Annotated in this window: 5 protein-coding genes; all 5 read left to right on the forward strand. The window is 57.3% G+C overall.

Annotated elements, in window-relative coordinates:
* On the forward strand, positions 1-4,824 hold the full coding sequence (locus tag AC07O1_RS16980; protein ID WP_495089481.1) for an RHS repeat-associated core domain-containing protein: 4,824 nt from the start codon (positions 1-3) through the stop codon (positions 4,822-4,824).
* Positions 4,825-4,827: 3 nt separating this feature from the next.
* Positions 4,828-5,232: a hypothetical protein gene (locus AC07O1_RS16985; protein WP_495089450.1), complete on the forward strand. Its 405-nt coding sequence runs from the start codon at positions 4,828-4,830 to the stop codon at positions 5,230-5,232.
* A 107-nt stretch (positions 5,233-5,339) separates the two neighbouring features.
* Entirely contained in the window at positions 5,340-5,705 is a 366-nt protein-coding gene (locus AC07O1_RS16990) for a hypothetical protein (protein WP_495089451.1), read from the forward strand.
* A 94-nt stretch (positions 5,706-5,799) separates the two neighbouring features.
* Complete coding sequence (locus tag AC07O1_RS16995) at positions 5,800-6,195, forward strand: hypothetical protein (protein WP_495089452.1); 396 nt, start codon at positions 5,800-5,802, stop codon at positions 6,193-6,195.
* A gap of 79 nt (positions 6,196-6,274) precedes the next feature.
* Positions 6,275-6,667 carry a hypothetical protein gene (locus tag AC07O1_RS17000; RefSeq protein ID WP_495089453.1) on the forward strand — a complete coding sequence of 131 codons (393 nt, stop codon included), beginning with the start codon at positions 6,275-6,277 and terminating at the stop codon, positions 6,665-6,667.
* Positions 6,668-6,883: the final 216 nt, after the last annotated feature.

The raw sequence follows: 6,883 nt of genomic DNA on the forward strand, positions 1-6,883 counted from the left end.
ATGGACCCGAAAAACCCCGACATCGACACCGTCCTCAACGACTTCAAACACTGCCTCAACGATTACCCGGCCTGGGCCGAGAGCTTCTGGACCGGCTGGGCGCTGGATGTCGAACAAGTCTTCAAGGTCGGCCATGAGGTCAGCCTGGTCGCCCCGAAAGACTCCCGGGCACCGGTCAGCACGACGGTCGCGAGCTGTCCCGCCAGCGGCCCCTTGACCCTGGTGCACATGTTCCAGTCCGCCCGCTTCGTGCCCATCGGCAATACGCCGGTGCTGCTCGAGCCGGTCATCCATGGCCGCAGCGGCGAGGTGGTGGTGGGGGAGCCGATTCACGCAACCATCGGTCCTGAGGGCATTCTCGAAGTCCCCAAATGCTGGCGCGGCCAGCGCTATCGCATCACCTTTTTCCCCCACGTTTCCCCGGACCATGTCAAGGCGCTGTACGCCTCCTATCAAGGGCTGATCGGTGAGCTTGAAGGTTGGCTGCGCCACGCCTGGGCGAGCCAGTTTCAGCCGGCGTGGGCGAGCTTTTCCGAGGCCGACCTGCTTGAGCGTTACCGCGCCCTGCAGCAGGCCAATTGGCGCGGCTTCGAAAGTGCCCTGTTCGGTGTGTGGGATGACGTTCAGCAGCTCTACCGGCTGCTGGCCGACCTGCAACCGAACAGCGCAAAACTCCTCGAGTACCTGACCCCAACCGAACTCGACACCCTGCTGAGCGCGTCCAGGGAGGCCATCGCCAACGGCCTGCTGGTGCTCAGCGATGAGCCGCTGCAGTTCGTCTACCTGTCGGCCATCGTCAGTTGGCTACGGATGCTGCCACCGCCTGACCTCATCGAAGTCCTGGCCGAAATCCGCAGCGAAGTGCTGATCAATCTGCTGCTGATCAGCTGCACCGCGGGGATTGGCTTCAAGCTGCGCATGAGCACCCGGGTGCTGGGCCAGATCAAGTCCGACCGTGCTCGACAGTGGTTTGCACAGTTGGGCGAAAAGCTCGCCGAATTCACCGCCGCCCATCGCCTGGGCGCCCACGCCGACCAGCTCAAACCGCTGCTGGTCAAGGCCCGGGGCGCGCCGCTCGCGCCAACCCCGGGCGTGCCCCTCAAGATTGCCCCCATGGACCCGCATCACCCCGGCGCCACGCCGACGCTGGCGGTGAACAATCCCGCGGCCCTGGCGCGCGACAAGAGCGGGCGCATGACCCGCCTGAGCCGACACCAACCCCACGACGACGCCCCCGAGCAGGCGAAAAACCCCGCGGGCGCCAGCGCCGACACCGCCAGCCAAACCGCCACCCGCGGCTGCCCGGTGTCGATGGTCACCGGCGAAGAACTGCTGAGCCTCACCGACGGTGAACTGGACGGGGTGTTGCCGTTCAGCTGGACCCGGCTGTACCGCAGCAGCGCGGTGGAGCTCGATGGCGGGCTGGGGTGGGGCTGGAGTCACCCGCTGGCGCAGCGGCTGGAGATCAGTGGCGACTCGGTGATCTGGATCGATCAGGAGAACCGCCGCACGCGCTTCCCGCTGCCGAGTGTCGAGCGCCCGGCGATCCACAACAGCCTGGCGCGGGCGGCGATTTACCTGGGCGACGATTCAGAAGAATTGATCCTCGCCCAGGCCGGCGATGCGGCGCGCTTCTACCACTTTCGTGCGGGGCGGCTGAGCGCGATCAGCGATGCCTACGGCAACCGTCTGCACATCACCCGCGATATCCACGACCGCATCCACCGCCTCGACAACGGCGCCGGCCGCGCCTTACGCCTGCGCTATGACCGCGCGCACATCATCGCCGTCGACTACCAGAGCTTTCACCCGGCCGACACCCTCGAAGCCTGCTGGCGCACCGAGCAAACGCTGGTTCGCTACCGCTATGACGACCGCCAGCGCCTGGTCGAGGCGACCAATGCCGCCGGTGAATGCGAGCGTTACGACTACGACGATCAGCAGGTCATCCTGCAGCGGCAACTGGCCGGTGGCGCGAGCTTCTTCTGGGAGTGGGAACGCACGGGCAAAGCCGCGCGCTGCATCCGGCACTGGGCGAGTTTTGCGCAGATGGACCAGCGCTACGTCTGGGACGAGCAGGGCGGGGTCAGCGTCCGGCACGCCGACGGCCGCGAAGAGCTTTACGTCCATGACCCGCAGGCGCGGCTGCTGCGCCAGGTCGAGGCGGACGGCGCCGAGCACCTTAAGGCCTACGACGACCAGGGCCGGTTGATCGCCGAGCAGGACCCGCTCGGCGCCGTCACCGAATACCGCTATGACGAGGCCGGGCGCCTGATCGCGGTGCTGCCCGCCGAGGATGAACCGACGGCGTATGAGTACCGCAACGGCCACCTGCACCGCCGCCAGCGCGGTCAGGCGCAGTGGACCTATCGGCGCAATGCCCAGGGCGATCTCACCGAACAGATCGATCCCGACGGCCAGGTCACCCATTACCACTACGACGCCAAAGGTCAGTTAACCGGCATCCGTTATCCGGACCATAGCCTCCACACGTTGGGTTGGAACGGGCTTGGCCAACTGATCGAAGAACAGCTGCCGAACGGCGGCCAACGCCGCTATGCCTACGACGCGTTGGGCCGGCAGATCCGCCGCCAGGACGAACACGGCGCCGTCACCCAATACCAGTGGGACGCCGTCGGCCGGCTGCTGCAGACCACCTTGCCCGGCGGCGCGAGCCGCGCCTTCAGCTACAACGCCTACGGCAAGGTCACCGCCGAACGCGATGAACTGGGCCGCCTCACCCGTTACGAATACGCCGACGACCTGCACCTGGTCAGCCGCCGGATCAACCCCGACGGCAGCCAGCTGCGCTACCGCTACGACCCCGCGCATTTGCTGCTCAGCGAAATCGAAAACGAAGCCGGCGAACGCTACCGGCTCGAATACGCCGCCAACGGCCTGATCCGGGAGGAGACCGGCTTCGATGGCCGGCGCACCGCCTACGCCTACGACCTCAACGGCCAGCTGCTGGAGAAGACCGAGTTTGGTGACGACGGCTCAACGCTGGTCACCGGGTACCAACGCGATGCTCACGGTCGGCTGACCCGCAAGACCCTGCCTGACGGCAACACCGTCGACTACCGCTACGACGCGCTGGGCCGTCTGGTCGGCGTCGCGGACCGCGACACCGACTGGCCGCTGGAATTCGAATACGACCGGCACGACCGGCTGATCACCGAGCACCAGGGCTGGGGCACCCTGCGCTATCGCTACGACGCCTGCGGCCGGCTCAAGCAGCTGCGCCTGCCGGACCACGGCACCCTCGACTACCACCACGCCCAGGGCGGGGCGCTGAGCGCCATCGACCTCAACGGCGCCCGGCTGACCACGCACGTCTTTGACGCCGGTCGTGAACAACAACGCCAGCAAGGCCAACTGCTCAGCCAGTACCAGTACGACGAGCAGGGCCGCCTGCAGGCCCACGCCCTCAGCCAGCAACAACAGTCGCGGTACCACCGGCATTACACCTACGCGGCCAACGGCAACCTGGCCCTCCTCAGCGACAGCCGCCACGGCCAGCGCCGTTATGACTACGATCTGCGAGACCGGCTGCTCGGCGTGCGCCCGCCCCAGGGCGAACCCCCGGAACACTTCAGCCACGACCCGGCCGGCAACCTGCTGATGCAGGACCGCCCCGGCCCGGCCCGCGTCCAAGGCAACCGCCTGCGGATGCACGGCGACCGCCATTACGACTACGACGCCTACGGCAACCTGATCCGCGAGCGCCGCGGCAAGGCCCAGTGCCTCGTCAGCGAATACCGCTACGACGGCCAGCACCGGCTGATCGGCGTCACGCTGCCGGATGGCAGCAGTGCCAGCTACCGCTACGACGCCTTCGGCCGGCGCATCGCGAAAACCGTCGACGGGCAGAGCACCGAATTCTTCTGGCAAGGCGACCAGCTGATCGCCGAACGCGGCAGCCGCCACTACCGCAGCTACCTCTACGAACCCGGCAGCTGCCGCCCGCTGGCCCTGCTCGACGGCGAAGGCCCACGCAACGCCTGCCCGTTCTACTACCAACTCGACCACCTCGGCACCCCGCAGGAGCTTACCGACTACAGCGGCGAAATCGTCTGGTCGGCTACCTACAAGGCCTACGGCAAACTCGCCCGGCTCAAGCAAGACAGCGAAAAACACCTCGAGCAACCGCTGCGCTTCCAGGGCCAATACTGCGACGCCGAGAGCGGCCTGCACTACAACCGCCATCGCTACTACACTCCGGACAACGGCCGCTACCTGACCCCGGACCCGAGCAAACTGGCCGGTGGGCTGAACGCCTACCAGTACACCCCAAATCCGACGGGCTGGGTGGATCCGTTGGGGTTGAATACCTGCCCCGGTGGCGATGGGTGTCAGCCGTCGATGGGGGTGGAAGACCCGGCGGGTAAAGCTAAGGTTGATGAGGGCGAGCCGAAGCTACCTGCATCAAAGGGGAAAGAGGGATATTTATACCGTGGCGATGACCGACACCCAGATAAAATCTTTGAGCATGGTTTTAAGAGTAAAGGAGACAGCAATGACTTGTTGCTTCATTCCCTCGACAGCGATAACCCTCCGAGCAACTTTGTTAGTACGTCACCGTCTAGAGAGGTAGGGGTCGCATTTGCTACAGGCTTTTATATAAGAAGTGGGTATCTGTATACGTTGCGGAAAATACCAGGGCGTGATGTAAAGAAGGAGCTAAGAGAGAAATACAAGTTTGGAAATGAGGTTGAAATAGCAATACCTGAGCGTATAAATAGAGAAGATGTTCTCGGTGCAACCCCAGTGAGAGCTGATGGTCGCAGTACTGGGCCTACCATGCTGAATCCATACAGGAAGTAAAAAATGGAAACTGTAGAAATAACTATAAGCATTGATAATGAAAAGCAAAAAGCAATATTTATATGTGACACGGAAAAACTAACCATAAATTTCATTATGAAAAATGGCTTTAATAAAACCTATTCTGGAAGTAACTTCTATAATTGCTTTGGGTGTGTTAGGGAGGATAGTCCGGAGATTAAATTTCTTTGTAAAGGCTCTAAAATAAATGTTCGCCCGTCCAGTATGTCATCACAAATGTCCCTGGGTGTGAAAGCGTACGAACTGACATTGGGGAAACCCTCTTCATTAAGTGATTTGGTTAGTATTTTTGATTATGAAGAAAATGACTTAACAAACGATCCTAAGGTGCAGAAGGAGTTTTACATGCGCTGGCGAGACTCAATAGTAGGAAGTGATGATGACTAGAAGTGGAAAAAGTGACTATTTAAAATGAATGGGTAGCAACAGTTGTGTTGAATGTTATATGGCTGATTGTAAGCGGGGAGGAGTATGTGGTCGCAAGAGAAATAATATTGAGTATAAATGAAGTCAATGAGGCGGCTTACGTCGAGTGCGACAGGAAGATACCTGCTCTAACCATAATCATGGCAAACGGACTCAAAAAAACCTATACAGGCGAAGATATTTACATTTGCTTTGGATTGCTCAGAAAAGATTTCAAGGACGTAAAGTTCCTGTGCAAAGGAGCAAAGTTGAATGTCCACCCCTCTAGCATGTCTTCACAGATGTCCAACGGGATAATGGCGTATGAGCTTACTTTGGGAAAGCAAAGCAAAAGAGAAAACTTAGTGAATATTTTCGACTACGAAGAAAATGACATTACCAATGAAATACAAGAGCAAATAGATTTTTACGATCGTTGGTTTGATTCTCTTTAGTTTAATTGTTCCAATGGAAAGGAGGGGCGGATTTATTTTAGTTGTTTTCAAAAATAAATTCGTTACCTTTTCAGCCTCTGAGGAAGAGTGATCAATGACTATCAAGAGAATTTCTATAATCGTTGATAATAAAAGAGAGGAAGCTATATTGAATTTCGACGAGCGGAATCAAAGCATAAAACTCACGCTGAAAGATGGTTTTACCAAGTTTTTTACAGGGCAAGATATTTACGACTGCTTAGGTGGCATAATTAAAGAGTTTCCTCAGATAAAATTTCTCTGCAAGGGCGCGAAAATAAACGTACGACCATCCAGTATGTCGTCACAAATGACTTCTGGAATCATGGCTTATGAGCATGCTTTAGGTGTTCACGCCTCAAGAAAAGATGTGGTTAATATTTTTGATTATGAAGAGAGTGACATTGTCAGTGATCCACAAGAGCAAAAAGACTATTTTTTTCGCTGGTTGAAATCCCTTAAGTCGGAGTAGCTAATAACAAATAAGGGTGAATTTATTCTGGATTTATCGAAGAGCAACTCGTCCCCCTTTCACAGGTAGAGGGTGAAGCATGATTGAAAGAGAGATTCTTTTAATGGTTGATGGGGGCATTGAGGCGGCTGTAGTCGACTGTGACAGACAAAAAACAACATTAACCTTCATAAGAATGAATGGCTTTAGAAAAACGTATGTTGCACAGGATCTTTATGTTTGCTTGGGGTTGGTGAGGGCCGAATTTCCAAATATAAAATTCTTATGCAAAGGAGCAAAACTCAATGTTCACCCCTCTCGCATGTCCTCGCAAATGTCCTGCGGAGTAGTTGCGTATGAACTTAAATGGGGAAGGTCAAGTGAAGATGAAGATGTGGTAAATATTTTCGACTACGAAGAAAACGATATTACCAATGACATACAGGAGCAAAAAGATTTTTATCAGCGCTGGATAAAATCGTTAGTCGGGTAATTAGATCGTCAGGCCAGAGAGCATTTGTGGAGAGGGGGCTTGCCCGCGAGAAGGCGGTCTGTCAGTCGACTCTGGCAGAGGGACAGAATTATTTGTAGAAGCCGAAAGCAGGCTGACCTCTCACCACAAAACAATAATCCCTATAGGAAACCAAATGGAAACCACTGAAGTATATAGATCGTTCCCACGCTCTGCGTGGGAATGCCTCACTGGACG

The sequence above is a fragment of the Pseudomonas sp. GW821-FHT07G10 genome, assembly GCF_059418545.1.

Excerpts from the sequence above, each read along its gene's own strand:
- AC07O1_RS16985 (WP_495089450.1), top strand. The coding sequence starts at position 4,828 with ATGGAAACTGTAGAAATAACTATAAGCATTGATAATGAAAAGCAAAAA.
- AC07O1_RS16980 (WP_495089481.1), top strand. The coding sequence starts at position 1 with ATGGACCCGAAAAACCCCGACATCGACACCGTCCTCAACGACTTCAAA.
- AC07O1_RS16995 (WP_495089452.1), top strand. The coding sequence starts at position 5,800 with ATGACTATCAAGAGAATTTCTATAATCGTTGATAATAAAAGAGAGGAA.
- AC07O1_RS17000 (WP_495089453.1), top strand. The coding sequence starts at position 6,275 with ATGATTGAAAGAGAGATTCTTTTAATGGTTGATGGGGGCATTGAGGCG.